We start from the raw sequence: 17,480 nt of genomic DNA, 5'->3' as shown, positions 1-17,480 counted from the left end.
CCATGCAGACGCTTTTGCTGTCGGGCGACGACGTCGCCGAGAACGCGCCGATGGCGACGCTGATCCCGGCGATCGAGGACGCCTTCGCCGCCTACGAGCGCGGCGACGCCCAGATGCCGCCGAAGTCCTACATCGAGCTCCCGCAGTACAACGGCGACTTCCGCTCGATGCCGGCGTACCTAGAGGCGGGAGACTGGGACGCCGCGGGCGTGAAGTGGGTGAACGTCCACCCGGACAACGCTCAGCGAGAGCTCCCGACGGTGATGGGGACGATGATCTACTCCGACCCGGAGACCGCGTTCCCGCTCGCGATCATGGACGGCACCGAACTGACGATGCAGCGGACCGGCGCGGCGGCGGCCGTCGCCACCGACCACCTCGCGGTCGAGGGCGCGACGAGTCTCGGGATCGTCGGCGCGGGCGTCCAGGCGTACACCCAGCTGGAGGCGATACGCGAGGTCAGGCCGATCGAGAAGGTCGTCGTGAGCGACCTCGACGACGCCCGGGTGGAGGCGTTCGTCTCGGCGTTCGCCGACGAGTTCGACGTCCGCGGCGGGTCGATCGCCGAGGCGGCTGCCTGCGACGTGCTCTCGACGGTGACCCCGGTACGGGAGCCGATCGTCTCGCTCTCGGATCTCGGCCCCCACACCCACGTCAACGCGATGGGCGCGGACGCGGCGGGGAAACAGGAACTCGAGGCGGCGGTGCTGCGAGAGGGACGGCTCGTGATCGACGACTACGAGCAGACGACGCACTCCGGCGAGATCAACGTCCCGTGGAACGCGGGCGAGATCGACGATTCGGACATCGACGCGGAGATCGGCCAGATCGTCGTCGGCGACCGGGAGGGTCGCGCGGAGGGCGACGGGATCTCGGTCTTCGACTCGACGGGGCTCGCGATCCAGGACGTCGCCGCCGCCCACGTCGTCTACGAGCACGCAGACGAGAACGACAACGGCACCCCGTTCGACTTACTCGGCGTCTGATACGGACTGCTGTACGTCCGTACGAGGTCGTGGCCGTCTCTCACCCCACGTCCGACCGCCGAGCACACGAACTATGTCACGGGAGCACGTGCTGTATCTATGGTACGGATCGGACGATCGCTCGCGCTGCTCGCGCTGTGTGGCTGGATCGGGGCCGCGGTTTCACAGCTCTCGGCGCTCAGAACGGACGACGACGAGGACGCATCGACGTGGCGCGATCGACGCAACCGCTTTCTGTTACTCTCGAGTGTCGCGACGAACTCGCTGGCCGTTCACGCGGTCTACCGCGTCGCGAAGCGGATCCGGCGGTGACTCGCGTGAACCGCGATCGCTCACTCGAAGGCGCTCGATAGCTTCCGGTCGACCGCGCCGAAGAGCTTCAGCAGCAGCCAGCCGACGAGCAGGAACGGCAACAGCGGCACGAGCAGGATCAACAGCGTGAGGAAATAGACCGCGCCGACGGCGGTCATCTCCGCGTCCGGCCGCCCCCGGTAGGGTGGGGTCACGGTCCGGAGTGCCTTCTTCGCGGCCGACGGGTCCTCGGTCGTCTCGCTCATACCTGCGAGAGGGCACGGACGGGAATAACGGTTCTCTCGGGGCCGCTAGGAGAGCCTGATCGCCGGACGGAGCGGTCGGGCCTGCCCCGCCTTCTCGTCGTCGGTCTCCTCTTCGCTCACGATCCGGACAGCCGCGTCGAACTCGCGTTCGAAGAACTCGCGTGCCTCGGCGTAGACCTCCCCTTCCGGGAGCGAGACGAGCGTCGCGAGCTCCTCGTCCGATCGCCCGCGGACGACCTCGACGAGCTCCTGCACGAGCTGGTTCACCTCGTCACCGCGCTCTCGCAGGTCGGGCTCACTCATCACCTCGCCCATCACCCTCCCCACGTCGGGACCCGTCTCGACGACCTCCTCGAACACCTCCTGCTTCCAGTCGGCGGCGACGTAGACGTCGATTCTTTCGGGACTCTTCCCGGTGACGCTCGCGACCTCCGCGACGTCGTCGGTGAGCGAGGCGACCAGCGACTCCTCGGCCTGTACCGTCTCGCTCTCGAACTCGCTCTCTCCCTCGGGCCACGGCGCGGCCTCCGCCGGCTCGCCGGTCAGCCGCTCGTGGAGATCGTTCGCCATGAACGGGACCACCGGTGCGAGCAGACGCAGCCGCGTCTCCAGGACGTGTCCGAGCGTCCAGCGCGCGCCGGGCCGGTCGAGGTCCGTTCGCCGTCGGTACCACCGCAGGTGCTCCTCGAAGTTGTAGAAGGCCGCCTGGCTCGCGGTCCGCGTCTCGAAGCGTTCCATCGCCTCCGTGACCTCGTGCACCGTCTCCTGGAGCTTCGCGAGCAGCCAGCGGTCGATCCGCTCCAGATCGCGTGTCCCCTCGGGACCGTCGATGAGCTCTTCCGCCCGATTCCAGAACCGTTCGAGTCCCCGTCGCGTGCTCTCGACCTCCTCCGCGCGCCAGTCGTAGTCCTGCCACGGCTCGGCGGAGTTCATCAGGAAGAAGCGAACGGTGTCGGCGCCGTACTCGCCGATCGCATCACCCGGCAGCACCACGTGACCCTTCGAGGAGCTCATCTTCTCGCCCTCGAGCAGGCCCATCCCCATCACGGTGATGCCGCCGGGCCACTCCGGCTCGTCGAACAGTTCGGCGTGGTGGTATAGGAAGAACGTGAGGTGGTTCGGCACCAGGTCGTTGCCCGAACACCGGTAGTCGACCGGGTACCAGTACGACCACTCCTCGCGGAGCGAGAGCGCCCGCTCGTCGGGCTCTTCCACCGCGTCGGCCCCGTAGAACAGCGCGTCGAAGAACTCGCGATCGAGCTCCTCTGGGGGGATCTCGGACAGGCGGTGGGCGATCGTGTAGTAGGCCATGTAGATCGTCGAGTCCGACAGGGGTTCGATGACGAACTCGTCGTCCCACGGGAGCCTGGTTCCCAGCCCGTAGTTCCGGATGCAGGGCCACTCGTTCAGCCAGTCGATCGTGTGGTCGTACTGCTCTCTGGTGTTCTCCGGGATGGCGTCCAGCCGGTCGACCGCACGGTGGGTCTTCTCGCGCCACTGGGGGTCGTTGTACCGGAGAAACCAGGTGTCCTGGTAGGCGACGACGACCTTCCCGCCGGCACGCGAGACCACCGGCTCCGGGAAGTCGTACATCGCGTCGAAGGCGCCCTCCTCCCGGTAGCTCGCCGCCAGCTCCTCGCGAACCTCTTCGACGACCCTCCCCCCGAACTCGCCGTAGGCATCGAAAAGCTGGCCGGCGTGGAACTCACGCGTGTAGAGCTCCTTCGTGATCTCGGCGAGCCGCGGGTCGTCGCTGTCGGTGATCTCCGCCTCCTCGACGGCGTCCCTCGCGGGTATCTCGCCGTAGCCCTCGATCGAGAGGATCGGGATCGGCTCGATCCCCTCGACCTCCTCGGTGCCGATCCCGTACTCGTAGAGCCGCTCGGGGTCGTCCTTCACCTCCCGGAGGGCGACGTAGTCGTCGGGGCTGTGGGCCGGTACCGACATGACGACGCCGCTGCCGCTGTCGGGATCGACGAATCCCGCGGGGAGGATCGTGAGCTCGTCGCCGGTCACCGGGTTCTCGACGCGTTCGCCGACGAGCTCCTCGCCCACGACCTCGCGTTCGACCCGCACGTCGTGGTCCTGCAGCGAGAGCTTCTCGACGGCCTCCTCGGCGACGACCCAGCGTTCGCCGTCGACGATCGCCTCGACGTAGCGCTCCTCGGGGTTGACGAACGCGTTCGTCACTCCCCGGACGGTCTCCGGGCGCAGCGTCGCCATCGGGAAGACCCGGTCCCCCGCCTGGAACTTCACCAGCGTGTACTCCTGGTACTCGACCTCCTCGCCCTCGAGCAGGTCGTGGGTCGTGACCGGGTTCTCCTGTTCCGTGCAGTACTTGACGGGATGAAGCCCCTTCTCCAGCAGCCCCCGTTCCCGCAGGGTCTCGTACTGCCAGGTGATGAACCGAGAGTACCGCTCGTCGTTCGTCGTGAACTCCCGGCGCCAGTCGATCGAGAGACCGAGCGACTGCATCCCTCGCTTGTAGCTCGACTCGGCCTCCTCAATGAAGTACCGCGCGTAGCCCATCGGCGTCTCCAGCGACTCGAGGTCCGAATCGGGGACGCCGAACGCCTGCTGGAGCGACTCCATCTGGGCGGCCTCGCCCTTCTTCAGGCGCTCGACCGCGCCGACGATCGGCGTCCCGGTGACGTGCCAGGCGATCGGGAAGAGGACGCTGTCGCCCCGCGCTCTCCGGTACCTGGCGTAGACGTCCGGTACCGTGTACGTCCGGGCGTGGCCGATGTGCATCCCGCCGCTCGGATACGGATACGGAACCGTGACGAACGTCTTCTCTCGTTCGTCCGGCGCTCGGCCGTCCGCGGAACCCGGTTCCGCACCCTCTCCCTCGCCGGGATCGGGCTCGTAGCGGCCCTCCTCGGCCCACCGCGCCCGCCACCGCTCTTCGAGGTCCTGCGGGTCGTACTCCATACCCTGTGATGAAACGGCCGGGCTAAAAGAACACCTATACCTGACTGCTCCGAACTGACCGATCCGAACGGATCCGATCTCCCGTCCGGTCGATCCACTCGCCCGGTCGAAGGTCTCCCGACGAACGCTCCGAACCCCCTCAGACTACTCGATGCTGATCGACGTGCCCTCTTCCGCCTCGACCTTCGGGAGCCTGACCGTGAGCACGCCGTTCGCGTACCGTGCGCTCGTCGCCTCCTCGTCGACGGCCTCGGGGAGCCTGACCGCCCGGCCGACCGACCGTCGCCGGCGCTCGCGCCGGATGTAGTTCACCTCCTCGTCCTCGTCGACGCGCTCGGTCTCCTGCTCGGCCGAGAGTTCGAGCGTCCGCTCGGCGAGCGTGAGCGAGATCTCCTCGCGCTCGTAGCCCGGCAGGTCGGCCGTGACGACGAACGCGTCGCCCTCGTCGGCGAGGTCGACGGCGAGCTGCTGGGCACCTATCGTCGTCGGAGCCCACTCGCCCTCCTCGAACCCCCGGCTCATGCGGTCGAAGAACTCCTCGATCTCCTCGAACGGGTTGCGTCGCGTCATATTCCGTCCTACGTCGTCCAACTAAATATACTGTCGGCCGCACGTCGTCCGGGCGCGCACCCTTTCGGGTCGGTCGGAAACTAACGCGGGGGCCGACGGGTGGAGGGATCAGTAGAATATCGCGGGGAGCGCGAGCGCGACGCCGTTGGTCCAGCCGAAGCCGAACTGTAGCGGATACTCGCCGCCGCCACCGACGCCCGACCCTCCCGTCACGTCGTACTTCTCGAGCATCAGCCCGGTCCGGTCGAACACCGTGCGGTTGCAGTCGAGCCACCGTCCGGCGACGAGTTCGGCCAGCGCGTCGTGACCGTATCGTCTGAGGCCGATCACCGCCAGCCAGTGAAGCGGTGCCCACCCGTTCGGGTAGTCCCACTGCTCGTCGGACTCCGTGAGCGTTGTCACCAGTCCGCCGGGGTGGAGAAAGCGCTCGTCGAGGTGGGTCGCGACCGCGGCCGCCTGTTCCTCGCTCGCCATGCCACAGAACAGGGGAGCGACCGCCGCGAGCGACCACGTATCGGTCGGGTGGTCCCCGCTCCAGCAGTAATCGAAGTAGAACCCGCTCTCCTCGTCCCAGCAGTAGCGGTCGACCGCGCGCCGGCGCTCGGCTGCCGCCCGTGCGTACCGTCTCGCCTCCTCTCGGTTCCCGAACGCTCGCGACCAGCGCGCGAGCTTCGACTCCAGCGCGTAGCAGAACGCGTTCAGGTCCACGGGCAGGAGCTCTGTCGTCCGGATCGTCCGGAGGTCGCCGTCGAGCCACCGGCTGCTGAAGTCCCAGCCCGACTCGCAGGCCGCACGGACGTCGCGGTAGAGCCCACGTTCGTCCCGCTTCGCGGCCACCGCGAGGTCGACGTCCTCCCGGTAGGACTCCTCGCGTGGTCCCGCCCGGTCGTCCCAGTAGCGGTTGAGCACTCCTTCCTCGGTGTGGACGACCCGTCGGCGGGCCCGATCGTCCCCGTTCACCCGTTCCGTACCGTCCATCCAGAACTCGTACTCGCGTTCGAGGGCGGGGAGATACGGGCCGACCGCGCCGGTTCCGCACTCGCTCTCGACGATATCGAGGAGGTGACAGAACATCGGCGGGTTCGACCGACTCGTGTAGTAGAGCCGGTTGCCGTTCGGGATCGCCCCGAACCGGTCGACGAGCGCCGCGTAGTTCGCCGCGAGGTCCTCGACGAGGTCGATCCGGCCGGTGACGGCGAGGCCGGTCGCGGTGAAGTAGGTGTCCCAGTAGTACGCCTCGCGAAAGCGCCCGCCCGGAATGACGTACCGCTGTGGCACCGACAGGTGGGTGTCCCACTCGTGGTCCTCGCTCGGCTCGCGAATGAGGTGCTCCCAGAGCCCGTCGATGTACCGCTCCATCGAGGTCGTCGACGGGTCGGCGGAGGTGACCGGATCCTCCGGCAGCGTGAACGACTCGCCGACGAAGCCCCCGACATCGAACCCCCCGTTCGCTCGTTCGCGTTCGAACCGGTCTTCGATCTCCTCCGGCGCTCTCTCGGGTAGCGCGTCGACGAACGTCTTCGAGTCCTCGAACGTCCCCGATCGCTGGACGGTCTCGAAGAGCTCGCCGGAGAGCTGTGGGTAGGAGGCGAGCGAGCGCATACGCAAGGTGTAGGACGAGCCCCGGTTTGGCTCTGTCGGGATCGGTCGGACCCGCACGTGGCCGTGTCGGGTCGTGACCGACGGCGCGTCCTCGCCTCGTGCCGACCGTGGATCCGTCGGGGACCCGGTGACGGATCGAGCGCCCCTCTCGGTTACCGACCTTTACCCGGCCAGAGCGAGGTGGCGCGGAGGCGGGTTCGAACTCGCTCTACGAGTCCCGGCTCCCGTTTTCTCACCTCCGCTAGCGTCCATCCCGCCTTCTCGGCGGCCTCGTGAAGGGGGATAAACTCCCAGCCGGTTCCCTCAGCTGCCATTCGATCGTCCTCGGTGAGCCCGACGAACACGTGCCGGTCGGTGTCGGTCCCCTCGCGTATCCCCTCTAGTGCCAACCACTTGTCGCGGTTCCCGAGGTCGAAGTCCTGTCGCAGGTCGTGCTCCTCGACGTAGGACGCGACGGCGTCGGTGTCGTTTGCGACCACGCCGACGTACCGGCTCCACTCGCTCGCGTCCTCGATCACCTCGTTCGGTTCCGCGAGCCTCTCGAACGCCGATAGCCCGAACGCCAGCGTCATCCCCCGGGTCCCCTCGCGCTCAGTCGTGACGCTCATCGGCTACTACACGGACCCGTGCGGGAAAATACCACGGGCGTACTCCGAGACGGACGTACTCTGAAACGGACAGCCGATCCCCGGACGCCCGTCCGCCACCGCCAGCCGGCCGGGAGTGGACGAGGCTCCCCGCCCGAGAGACGCGAGAGACGGACCTCGAGCGGTAGGAACTCGGCACGCTGTCCCTCTCAGGTCGGTTCTATCCGGGAGACACGAGGTCCGCAATCGGCCATCCGAACCGTTCCGTCCCCCTCAGTAGAGCACGTGCCGGGTGTCGTACGATCCCAGCCAGCGGGCCCACCCCTTCGAGGCGATCGCCTCGACGCGCGAGAGCGCCTCCTTCGAGCGGTCCTCGTACATCCCCGCCTCGAAGTCGATGTGAAAGAGGTAGTCGCCGAGGCGTTCGCCGCTCGGCCGTGACTCGATCCGCGAGAGGTTGATGTCGCGTTCGGCGAACACCTCCAGCAGTTCGAGCAGCAGTCCGGGGTAGTTCACGTTCGGGTAGACGACGACCGTGGACTTCCCGCCGGCCTCGTCGCGTTCGCCGACCGGCGCGAGCACGAGAAACCGCGTCGTGTTCGAGCTCCGGTCCTGGATGTCCTCGGCGAGCACCGCCAGTTCCGTGCCGTTGCTCGCGTTCTCCGGGTGGCCGATCGCCGCTATCGAGGGGTCCTCCCGGGCAAGTTCGACCCCGCGTGCGGTGCTCGCGACCGCCTGCTGTGTGATCCCCGAGTACTCGGTGTCGAGAAAGCCACGACACTGCGCGAGCGCCTGGGCGTGGCTCGCGACCGTCTCGAACTCCTTGCCCTGGGCGAGCAGCGCGTGACGGATCGGCGTGACGATCTCTTCCACGACCGCGACGTCGTACTCGGAGAGGGCGTCTAGGCTCTCGGTGACGCTGCCCTCGATGCTGTTCTCGATCGGGACGACCCCGCGGTCGTACTGCCCGGTCGAGACTGCCTCGACGATCGCCGTCACCGACTCGCGGAAGGCGACCTCGTCGGTGACCGAGCGGGCTGCTCTGTGGGAGTACGTGCCCGCCGGCCCCAGCGTGACGGTTCGCATGGCTTTCGGTTCAAAAGGGAGCAGGAAAAACGCTCGGGTAGCCTGACTCGGCTCGCGTACCAAAAACCCGCTCGGAATCGCGCTACTTGATCTCGATCTCCTGGCCGCGGACCGTCGTCCGCTCGATGATCGGCAACCGGACCTCGAGCACGCCGTTTCGGTACGCCGCGTCGATCTCGTCCGGCTCGATCTCCTTCGGCAGGCGGAAGGTGCGGTGGTAGGTCTGTCGGCGGTTCCGCGTCTCGTCTTCGTGCTCCGCGGCGACGTAGAGCCGGCCCTCGTCCCAGCTGACGGACATCTCGTCTCGGTCGAAGCCGGGCATCTCGATCGTGAGCACGAACTCTCCGTCCTCCTCGTAGAGCTCTACCTCGTCCTCACCGAACCAGTTGCCGAACACTCTGCTCGGGAAGTCGAGTCCTTGTGACCACTGGCTGGTTGGTGTGGTGGGTAGCATCTGCATCACCCAGTCAGTAGTAGTGTTGCGATTCTACAAAAATCTTTCGCAGAGGTCCGAAAACAGGATTCAAGTGTCGTCGTCGGGCTAGTCCGGGTAGAATGCTCGACGGCTGGCTCCCCTGGCTGTTCGCGGCGTTCGTCGCGGTCCATCTCCTCGGGTTCGCATACCTGACCGTCCGCAGGCACCGAGCGGACGGTGTCGAGGCCGAGGCTGGGGATCGGCTCACCTGTGACCACTGCCACGCGGAGAACGACTCCGACTACCGCTACTGTGGCGAGTGCGCCGAGGAACTCCCCGGCGGTGTGACCACCGGGACGACGGGGGAATCGGCGTCCGGACGCGGACTGTTCTAGCGCTCGCCTCTATCGATTGAGCGTGTGGATCGCGTGTCCGAGCGCGTTCTCCGCGGCCTCCATCACCGCCTCCGCGAGCGTCGGGTGGGTGTGGATCGTCGAGGCCACGTCCTCGAGGGTGGCTCCCATCTCGATCGCGAGCGTGAGTTCGGCGATCAGCTCCGACGCTTCCGGCCCGACGATCTGTCCGCCGAGGGCGAAGCCGCTCTCCTCGTCGGCGACCACGCGGACGAAGCCGTCGGTCTCGCCCGTCGTGAGCGCGCGCCCGCTCGCCATGAACGGGAACTTCCCGACGACCGGCGTGAACCCCTCTTCCTCGGCCTCCTCCCGAGTCATCCCTACCGTCGCGATCTCGGGTTCGGTGAACACTGCCATCGGAATCGCCTGGTAGTCGAGTGCCGACGGCTCGCCGGCGATCACCTCCGCAGCGACCATTCCCTCCTTCGATCCCTTGTGTGCGAGCATCGGCTCGCCCGCGACGTCGCCGACGGCGTAGACGTGGTCGAGGTTCGTCCGCGCCCGGTCGTCGATCGGGACGAACCCCCGATCGTCCGTCTCTATCCCCGCGGCCTCGAGGTTCACCGTGTCGGTGACGGGCGCGCGGCCCACCGCGACGAGCACGCGCTCGGCCGTGAACTCCTCGTACTCCGGCTCCTCGATCTCCGCCTCTGCCCCGCCGTCGGCAGCCACGTCCTCCGCGGGGGTGGCGACGACCGTCACCGTCCCGTCGTCCTCCTCCATCCACTCCGAGGCGGCGAGCCCGAAGTGGAAGTCGATCCCGAGCGACTCCGCGCGTTTCTTCACCGGGCGGGCGAGGTCGGACTCGTAGCCCGGCAGGATCGAATCGAGCATCTCGATGACGGTCACGTCACACCCGGCCTTCGCGAACACACCGGCGAGTTCCATCCCGATGTAGCCCGCGCCGACGATCACCATCGAGTCGGGCACCGAATCGAGCGCGAGCGCCTGTCTGGAGTTCAGGATCGGTTCGTCGTCGAAGCTGAAGTTAGGGATCTCGATCGGTCGGGATCCGGTCGCGATTATCGCGTGTTCGAACTCGACCGATTCGGAACCCTGTCCCTCGCCGCCGTGGGCGATCCGGACCCGGTTCTTCCCATCGAACTCGGCGGTCCCTTCGATCAGGTTCACGCCGTTGGCCTTACAGAGCTTCTCAACGCCGCCGGTGAGCTGGTCTACCACGCCGTCCTTCCAGTCGACCATCCCGGCCATGTCGATCGCGGGGTCGGCGTGGACGCCCATCTCCTCGGCGTTGCCCGCGTCGTGAGCGACGTTCGTCGCCGTGATCAGCGCCTTCGAGGGAATGCAGCCGTGGTTGAGACACGTCCCTCCATACGCCTCGCGCTCGACGAGCGTCACGTCCAGGTCGAGCTGTCCGGCACGGATCGCGGCCACGTAGCCACCGGGACCCGCTCCGATCACCAGTACGTCCGTCCCCGTCGAGATGTCTCCGACGACCATAGCTCACCTCTCTCCCGCCGGCTGTATAAAATCGCAGGAGTCCCCTCGACGACGTACCCGGGAGGGAACGGAAACCGAGTGCGGCCATCCGTGGTCTTCCCGTCTCACTTCACGAGGTAGCCGCCGTCGACGACCAGTTCGTGGCCGTGGATGAACCGACTACCGTCGCCCGCGAGCAACAGGGCCGCAGGTGCGACGTCCTCCGGCCGGCCGACGAACGGCGTGAGGATCCCCGAGAGTAGCCGTTCGCGCTCGGCCTCGCTCTCGATCGGCGTCATGCCGGACTCGATCGGCCCGGGACAGATCGCGTTCACCGCGATTCCCTGGGGGCCGTAATCGAGCGCCATCTGTCGGGTGAGCGCGCTCACTGCGCCCTTCGAGGCGACGTACGCCGCCTTCTCCGTCGCCTCGCCCCCGCGGAGCCCGCGCTGGGAGGAGACGTTAATCACCCGGCCGTACTCGCTCTCGAGCAGGTGGGGGATCGCCGCGCGACAGCAGCGGACGACACCCGTCACGTTCACGTCCTGGATCCGCTCGAACTCCTCGTCGGTGATCTCGTGGACCGCCCCAGCAGTAGTGATCCCCGCGGCGTTCACCAGTACGTCGAGTCCGCCGTAGGCGTCGACCGTCTCCGCGACGAGCGCGCACACCGCCTCGTCGTCGGTCACGTCGGTCCGCACGAAGCGCGCCTCGCCGCCTGCACGCTCTATGACCTCTGTGGTCGTCGCCTCGTCGTCCGGCACTCGCGACCCTTCCCGGACGTCGGCGACGACGACGGTCGCGCCCTCCTCGGCGAACGCGAGCGCGATGCCGCGGCCGATCCCGCTCGCCCCGCCCGTCACGATCGCCGTACGTCCCGCGAGACCACCGCTCATAGCGCCGGTCCCTCCACGTCCGCTCCCTCGGCCTCTGGCCAGCCGTGTTCCGGCTCCCAGCCGAGTTCCTTCCGGGCCTTCTCGGTCGAGAACGCCGACGCCTCGCCCTCCAGCTCACACTCCTCGGGGAGGTCGCCCCACGCCGCCTCGATCGCTCTCTCCGTCGGGACCCCGAGGTAGTTCTCGGCGGCGGCCGCGAGGTAGCGTTCGTGCCCCTCGGCGTCGCCCTCCAGCGCCAGCTGGAGCAATCGGGCGACGTCCCGGACGTCGACGTACGACCAGAGGCTTCCCGACGGCGTCGGATCCTCGAACGAGAACGCCGCCCTCACCGAAGGCGTCCCGTACGCGCCGGGCACCTGGATCCAGGAGGGCTGGATCGAGGTCACAGGAATCCCGTGCCGGCGGATCGCCCAGTCGGCGACCGTCTCCCCGACGACCTTCGAGAGGCCGTAGCCGTCTTCCGGGCGCTGTGGGTGACCTTCGTCGATCGGGAGCCGCTCCAGCGGACGCGCCTCCTCTCCGAACGTGACGCCGTAGGTCGCCTCGCTCGAACTCCAGACCACAGGAACGCCCTCCCGACCCGCCGCGTCGATCACGGTGTACGCGCTCGCGACGTTGTGCAGGAACGTCACCCCGCCCGCGCGTCGACCCGCACCCGGGATCGCCGCCAGGTGAATTATCGCCTCTGGACCGACGGTCTCGACGATCTCGCGGATCGGACCCTGTTCGGTGAGATCCGCCGCGAGGAACGCCACGTCGTCGTACGGGGTCGAACCCGAGGGCCGGTGTCTGTCGACCCCGACGACCTCGTACGCGCCCGCCAGTTCGTCGATCGTCCACCGGCCGAGCGTGCCGAGCGCGCCGGTGAGCAGGACGGTCTCCATACGTGAGGGGGGCGCGCGGGTGGCTTCACTCCGGCGATCGGGTGGCAGTCGGAGCCGGCTTCGCGGGACCGTCAGGAGGTCCGTCGGATCGACGGCGTCAAGATCCTCGATCGTATCGGCGACCGCTGCGAGCGGGACTATGAGCCGAAAATCCCTTCGGGACGTCGATCCCCGAAGGGAACCGGAAGTCCCGATCTACTCCAGCAACAGCAGCGTCGGATCCTCCAGGTACTCGATCACGCGGTTCGTAAAGGCCGCCGCGTCGCCCCCGTCGACCACGCGGTGGTCGATCGAGAGCGACAGCGGCAGGGTATGTGCGGGGTCGACCGAACCGTCCGTCACCACGGGCCGCTCCGCGAGTTCGCCCAAACCGAGGATCGCGACCTCGGGGTGGTTGATGATCGGGGTTGCGTACTCGCCGCCGATCGCCCCGAAGTTCGTGATCGTGAACGTGCCGTCCTGCATCTCCTCCCGGGCGATCGAGCGCTCTCTGGCCTTCTGTGCGAGTTCGTTGACCTCCGAGGCGAGCTGGAGGATCCCCTTCTCGTCGACGTCCTTCACGACGGGGACCATCAGCCCTGCCTCGGTGGCGACCGCGATCCCGACGTTGTAGTAGTGCTTGTAGACGACCTCCTCGCTCTCCTCGTCGAGTGAGGCGTTCAGCATCGGGAACTCGCGGAGCGCCGCGACGAGCGCCTTCATGATGAACGGCATGTACGTCAGCCGGACGCCGCGCTCGTCCGCGCGGGCCTTCAGTGCCGCCCGGGTCTCGACCAGCGAGTCTACCTCGGCGGTGTCGTGGTGGGTGACGTGCGGCGCGGTGAACTTCGAGTTCTCCATCGCCTCGCCGATCGTCCGCCGAATCCCCCGGTAGGGAACCCGCTCCTCTCGCTCACCGGACTCGCCCGCTGTTGCGGGCTCGGACAGCACCTCGGCGTCGGCCTCCTGGGCCGCGCGCTGGGCCTCGGCGTACTCGAGGACCGCTTCGCTCGTCACGAACGCCTCGCCGTCGCGCTCCTCGGTAGCCGGCACCGCGTTCAGCTCGACGCCCTCCTCGCGGGCGAGCCGCCTGGTCGCGGGCGCCGCGAGGGTCCGGTCGCGGTCGGCGGCCTCGCTGGTGGCGGTCTGTGTTCCGACCTCCGCTACCGTTTCGGCCGTCGTGCCGCCGTCGTCGGTGCTCGTCGCCGCCTCCACCTCGGTGACCGACTCTGCCTCCTCTTCCTCGCCCTCGGCGGCCGCCCGCACGTCGGTCTCGGTCACGCGACCGCTCGGACCGCTCCCCGCTACCTGCGCGATGTCGACGTCGAGTTCCCGTGCGAGACGTCGCGCGCTCGGAGCGGCGAACACCCGACTGCTCGGCGACGGGGTCTCCTCGGCCGACGTCCTCCCCGTTTCCACCTCCTGGTCGCCCGGCCCGTCACCGACGTCCGCCGGCTCCTCCGCGACCCGCTCCTGGGATTCGGTCGTCTCCTCGTTCGTCGACGTCTCCGTTTCCTCCTCGCTCGCCTCGCCCTCGACGTCGAACGTGATGATCACCGTCCCCACCGGGACCATCTCACCGGCGTCGGCACGGATCTCGCGCACCGTGCCGTTCACCGGGGACGGGACCTCGACGACCGCCTTGTCCGTCTCCGCCTCGGCGACGACCTGGTCCTCGCTCACCTCGTCGCCGACGTCGACGTGCCACTCGACGATCTCCGCCTCGGCGATCCCCTCGCCGACGTCGGGGAGTTTGAACTCGCGGACCATCTCAGAACTCCGCGACCTCGCGGATGCCCTCGACGACGCGGGTCGCCTCGGGGAGGTAGTAGTCCTCCAGGGCGTAGAGCGGGAACGGCGTGTCGAAGCCGGTGATCCGTTTTACCGGCGCCTCCTGGTAGAGAAGTGCCTCCTCCTGGATCGTCGCGGTGATCTCCCCCGCCAGCCCGCCGGTCTTCGGTGCCTCGTGGACGACCGCCGCCCGCCCGGTCTTCTCGAACGACTCGAGGATCGTCCCCTCGTCGAGCGGCGAGACGGTCCGGAGGTCGACCACTTCGACGCTCACCTCGCCCTCTAGCCGTTCTGCGGCCTCGAGCGTCGGGCGGGTCATCGCGCCGTAGGTGAACACCGAGACGTCCTCGCCCTCTCGGCGTACTGCGGCCTCGCCGATCGGCACCTCGTACGGCTCGTCCGGTACCTCTCCTCTAAATGCTCGATAGATCAGCTTCGGTTCGAGGAAGATCACCGGGTCGGGGTCGCGAATCGCACTGATCAGCAGCCCCTTCGTATCGTAGGGGGTGCTCGGGATGACGACCTTCAGTCCCGGGTAGTGCGAGAAGAACGCCTCCGTCGACTCCGAGTGGTGTTCCGGCGCCCGGATCCCGCCGCCGTAGGGTGCGCGGACGACCAGCGGACAGGTGAAGCGTCCCCTGGACCTCGTTCGCAACCGGGCGGCGTGGCTCACGATCTGGTCGAACGCGGGGTAGATGAACCCCATGAACTGCATCTCCGCGACCGGGCGCATCCCGTAGGCGGCCATCCCGATCGCCGTTCCGACGATCCCGCTCTCCGCGAGCGGCGTGTCGATCACGCGATCCCCGCCGAACTCGTCGTAGAGCCCCTCGGTCGCGCGGAAGACGCCGCCGTTCTTGCCGACGTCCTCGCCCATGACGAGCACCCGCTCGTCCTCGCGCATCTCGTCGCGCAGGCCGTCCCTGACCGCCTGCACGAGCGTGAGGTTCTGCGTCTCTCCCCGTGTCTCCATCTGACTCATCTAGTGACCCTCCAGGAACGCCTCGTCGCCGTACGTCTCCCTGAGCGCCTCGAACTCCGCGGCCTGTTCGCGGAGCCGTTCTGGCATCCCCTCGTAGACGTGTTTGAAGATCTCCTCCGGTTCGGGCCGGGAGACCGACTCGGCCTCGTCGATCGCCTCCGCGACCTCCTCCTTCACGCTCTCCTCGATCGACTCGACGCCCTCCGTGTCGAGGTAGCCGTTCTCGAGGAGGAACGTCTCCATCCGCGGGATCGGGTCCTTCGCCTTCCACTTCTCGACCTCGTCTTCCTCGCGGTAGACCGAGGGGTCGTCGGCGGTGGTGTGCGCACCGAAGCGGTACTGCACCGCCTCGATCAGCGTCGGTCGGAGTTCCCCCTCCTCAGGCTCTTTCGCCTTCTCGACCGCTCTCTTCGTCACCTCGTAGACGGCGAGCGGGTCCATCCCGTCGACCTGGACGCCCTCGAAGCCGTAGGCCTCCGCCTTCTGGGCGAGCGTCTCGCTCGCGGTCTGTCGTCCCCTGGGCACCGAGATCGCCCACTGGTTGTTGTTACAGAAGAAGACGTTCGGGGTGTCGAAGACGCCGGCGAAGTTGCACCCCTCGTGGAAGTCGCCCTCGCTCGTCGCGCCGTCGCCGAAGTAACAGATGAACGCCTCCTCCTCGCCCTGGAGCTTCGACGCCCACGCCGCGCCCGTCGCGTGACAGACCTGCGTCGCGATCGGGACGCTCACGGTGAAGATGTTCGCCTCCTCGGGGATCGCGTTGCCCGCCTCGTGGCCCATCCAGTAGAGCAGCGTCCGCTTCAGCGAGAGTCCCCGGACCAGCGCCGCGCCGTGCTCGCGATAGCTCGGAAAGAGCCAGTCCTCGTCGTCGAGCGCGAACGCGCTCGCGATCTGTGCGCCCTCCTGGCCCGACAGCGGGGGGTACGTCCCCATCCGACCCTGACGCTGGAGGCTCACCGCCCGCTGGTCGAAGTGCCGTGCGAGCTTCATGTAGCGGTACATCTCGACGAACTCTTCATCCGAGAGGTCCGGCAGGTCGCTCCCCTCTCGAACCCGACCGTCCTCCGAGAGCACCTGTACCTGCTCGCCCGGATCACGTTGTAAAACACTCATGATCGAATCCTCCGCGGCATACGCGAACCATCACCCGCGTGCGTTATAGTGATTTCGTAACCATTGTTCACACGGTTCATTTCCTCGCCGGATAGCGCACCGTCTAAACGTGTCACGCTGAAAAAATCGAATGTATGTCCGAAACCCCGGCGTTAAAGCTACGAACTTCTCTCGATGGCAGATATTGCCGACGATATTCGATCAGCCGCCGGCCGCCCGGGCGGCCCGCCGGGCCTCCTCGACCGAGCGCCCCTCGCGTATCAGCGCGTCGACGAACAGCTCGCCCGCCTTATACGACGAGCGGACCATCGGGCCCGAGGCACAGTAGAGAAAGCCGAGTTCCTCCTCGGCGACCTGTCGCCAGGTGTCGAAGACGTGCGGGTGGACGTAGCGGTCGACCTCCAGATGGGTGCGCGAGGGCTGGAGGTACTGCCCGAGCGTGACGACGTCGACGTCCGCCTCCCGCAGATCGCAGAGCGTCTGGTAGACCTCGTGGTCGTGCTCGCCGACGCCGAGCATGATCGAGGTTTTGCTGTAAATCTCGGACTCGCGGGTGACCTGTTCCAGTACGGAGAGACTCTGGGCGTAGCCCGCCCGACGGTCCCTGACGGGGAACTGCCGGCGCTCGACCGTCTCGATATTGTGCGCGATCACGTCCGGTCGGACGTCGATTATCTCCCGCACCAGCTCCTCTTCGCCCTGGAAATCGGGGATCAGCACCTCGACGAGTACGTCCGAATCCCGCCGTTTGATCTCGCGGATCGTCTCGGCGAAGTGGCCCGCGCCCTGGTCCGGGAGGTCGTCGCGGTCGACGCTCGTGAGCACGACGTACTCCAGCCCTATCTCGGCGATCGCCTCGGCGACGTTCGCCGGCTCGTCGTGGTCGAGCGGCTCCATCCCTCCCGTCGCGACGTCACAGAAGTTACAGCCACGCGAACAGCGATCGCCCATCAGCATGAACGTCGCCGTTCCGGGGCCGTCCCTCCCGGACCAGCACTCGCCCATGTTCGGACACGACGCCTCCTCACAGACCGTGTGGAGGTTCCGCTCCCTGAGGACCGACTTGATCTCGGTGAAGCGGCTGCCGGAGGGTGGCCGGCTCTTCAGCCAGTCGGGCTTCCGCGAGAGGCTCATTGTTCCCTACTGCGGAGCGGTAGGGCAAAAACGTGTGGAATCCCCGGATCACGCCCCCGCGCCCGGCGCGACCCCACGTTTATCACCGATCGAGACCCAGACGTGTCGTGCTCA

The 17,480-nt window shown here is 67.6% G+C and carries 17 protein-coding genes; 3 read left to right on the top strand and 14 right to left on the bottom strand.

The genetic code is table 11. From position 1 onward, the window contains the following. The first annotated feature begins 2 nt into the window (after positions 1-2). Entirely contained in the window at positions 3-986 is a 984-nt protein-coding gene (locus V2L32_RS03935; RefSeq protein ID WP_331235172.1) for an ornithine cyclodeaminase family protein, read from the top strand. 99 nt (positions 987-1,085) lie between these two features. Continuing rightward, the gene (locus V2L32_RS03930) at positions 1,086-1,298 is read left to right on the top strand and encodes a hypothetical protein (protein WP_331235171.1); all 213 of its coding nucleotides are present in this window, start codon (positions 1,086-1,088) and stop codon (positions 1,296-1,298) included. Positions 1,299-1,318: 20 nt separating this feature from the next. Here the strand turns inward: V2L32_RS03930 and V2L32_RS03925 are convergent, their stop codons facing one another. The 7 genes from V2L32_RS03925 to V2L32_RS03895 form a co-directional block, all read right to left on the bottom strand. After that, a complete protein-coding gene (locus V2L32_RS03925; protein WP_331235170.1) occupies positions 1,319-1,543 on the bottom strand; it encodes a DUF7535 family protein in 225 nt (74 codons plus the stop codon). A 45-nt stretch (positions 1,544-1,588) separates the two neighbouring features. Beyond that, positions 1,589-4,474: a leucine--tRNA ligase gene (gene leuS / locus V2L32_RS03920; RefSeq protein ID WP_331235169.1), complete on the bottom strand. Its 2,886-nt coding sequence runs from the start codon at positions 4,472-4,474 to the stop codon at positions 1,589-1,591. Between the two features lie 144 nt (positions 4,475-4,618). Beyond that, entirely contained in the window at positions 4,619-5,044 is a 426-nt protein-coding gene (locus V2L32_RS03915; protein ID WP_331235168.1) for an Hsp20/alpha crystallin family protein, read from the bottom strand. Between the two features lie 108 nt (positions 5,045-5,152). Next, complete coding sequence (gene treF / locus V2L32_RS03910) at positions 5,153-6,646, bottom strand: alpha,alpha-trehalase TreF (protein WP_331235167.1); 1,494 nt, start codon at positions 6,644-6,646, stop codon at positions 5,153-5,155. A gap of 152 nt (positions 6,647-6,798) precedes the next feature. Then, a complete protein-coding gene (locus V2L32_RS03905; RefSeq protein ID WP_331235166.1) occupies positions 6,799-7,254 on the bottom strand; it encodes a DUF7124 domain-containing protein in 456 nt (151 codons plus the stop codon). A gap of 252 nt (positions 7,255-7,506) precedes the next feature. Continuing rightward, the gene (gene pheA, locus V2L32_RS03900) at positions 7,507-8,319 is read right to left on the bottom strand and encodes a prephenate dehydratase (protein WP_331235165.1); all 813 of its coding nucleotides are present in this window, start codon (positions 8,317-8,319) and stop codon (positions 7,507-7,509) included. Between the two features lie 82 nt (positions 8,320-8,401). After that, positions 8,402-8,773, bottom strand: coding sequence for an Hsp20/alpha crystallin family protein (locus V2L32_RS03895; RefSeq protein WP_331235164.1), 372 nt, complete (start codon positions 8,771-8,773; stop codon positions 8,402-8,404). Positions 8,774-8,874: 101 nt separating this feature from the next. Here V2L32_RS03895 and V2L32_RS03890 point away from each other — a divergent pair, with 101 nt between their 5' ends. Beyond that, a complete protein-coding gene (locus V2L32_RS03890; RefSeq protein ID WP_331235163.1) occupies positions 8,875-9,129 on the top strand; it encodes a zinc ribbon domain-containing protein in 255 nt (84 codons plus the stop codon). Between the two features lie 9 nt (positions 9,130-9,138). Here the strand turns inward: V2L32_RS03890 and lpdA are convergent, their stop codons facing one another. From lpdA to lipA, 7 genes are all read right to left on the bottom strand, one after another. Continuing rightward, complete coding sequence (gene lpdA, locus V2L32_RS03885) at positions 9,139-10,608, bottom strand: dihydrolipoyl dehydrogenase (RefSeq protein ID WP_331235162.1); 1,470 nt, start codon at positions 10,606-10,608, stop codon at positions 9,139-9,141. 104 nt (positions 10,609-10,712) lie between these two features. Beyond that, a complete protein-coding gene (locus V2L32_RS03880) occupies positions 10,713-11,483 on the bottom strand; it encodes an SDR family NAD(P)-dependent oxidoreductase (protein WP_331235161.1) in 771 nt (256 codons plus the stop codon). Continuing rightward, entirely contained in the window at positions 11,480-12,367 is an 888-nt protein-coding gene (locus tag V2L32_RS03875; protein WP_331235160.1) for an NAD-dependent epimerase/dehydratase family protein, read from the bottom strand. The genes V2L32_RS03880 and V2L32_RS03875 overlap by 4 nt, the downstream gene beginning before the upstream one ends. A 195-nt stretch (positions 12,368-12,562) precedes the next feature. After that, positions 12,563-14,116 (bottom strand): 2-oxo acid dehydrogenase subunit E2, encoded by a 1,554-nt coding sequence (locus tag V2L32_RS03870; protein ID WP_331235159.1) that lies wholly within the window; start codon positions 14,114-14,116, stop codon positions 12,563-12,565. 1 nt (position 14,117) lies between these two features. Next, complete coding sequence (locus tag V2L32_RS03865; RefSeq protein ID WP_409348401.1) at positions 14,118-15,119, bottom strand: alpha-ketoacid dehydrogenase subunit beta; 1,002 nt, start codon at positions 15,117-15,119, stop codon at positions 14,118-14,120. Beyond that, complete coding sequence (gene pdhA, locus V2L32_RS03860) at positions 15,120-16,232, bottom strand: pyruvate dehydrogenase (acetyl-transferring) E1 component subunit alpha (protein WP_331235158.1); 1,113 nt, start codon at positions 16,230-16,232, stop codon at positions 15,120-15,122. 201 nt (positions 16,233-16,433) lie between these two features. After that, positions 16,434-17,366, bottom strand: coding sequence for a lipoyl synthase (gene lipA, locus V2L32_RS03855; protein WP_331235157.1), 933 nt, complete (start codon positions 17,364-17,366; stop codon positions 16,434-16,436). Positions 17,367-17,480 lie beyond the last annotated feature (114 nt).

Origin of the sequence: Halalkalicoccus sp. CGA53 (assembly GCF_036429475.1) — an archaeon.
Lineage (GTDB): Archaea > Halobacteriota > Halobacteria > Halobacteriales > Halalkalicoccaceae > Natronorarus > Natronorarus salvus.
This window is presented reverse-complemented; position numbering and strand designations above follow the sequence as displayed.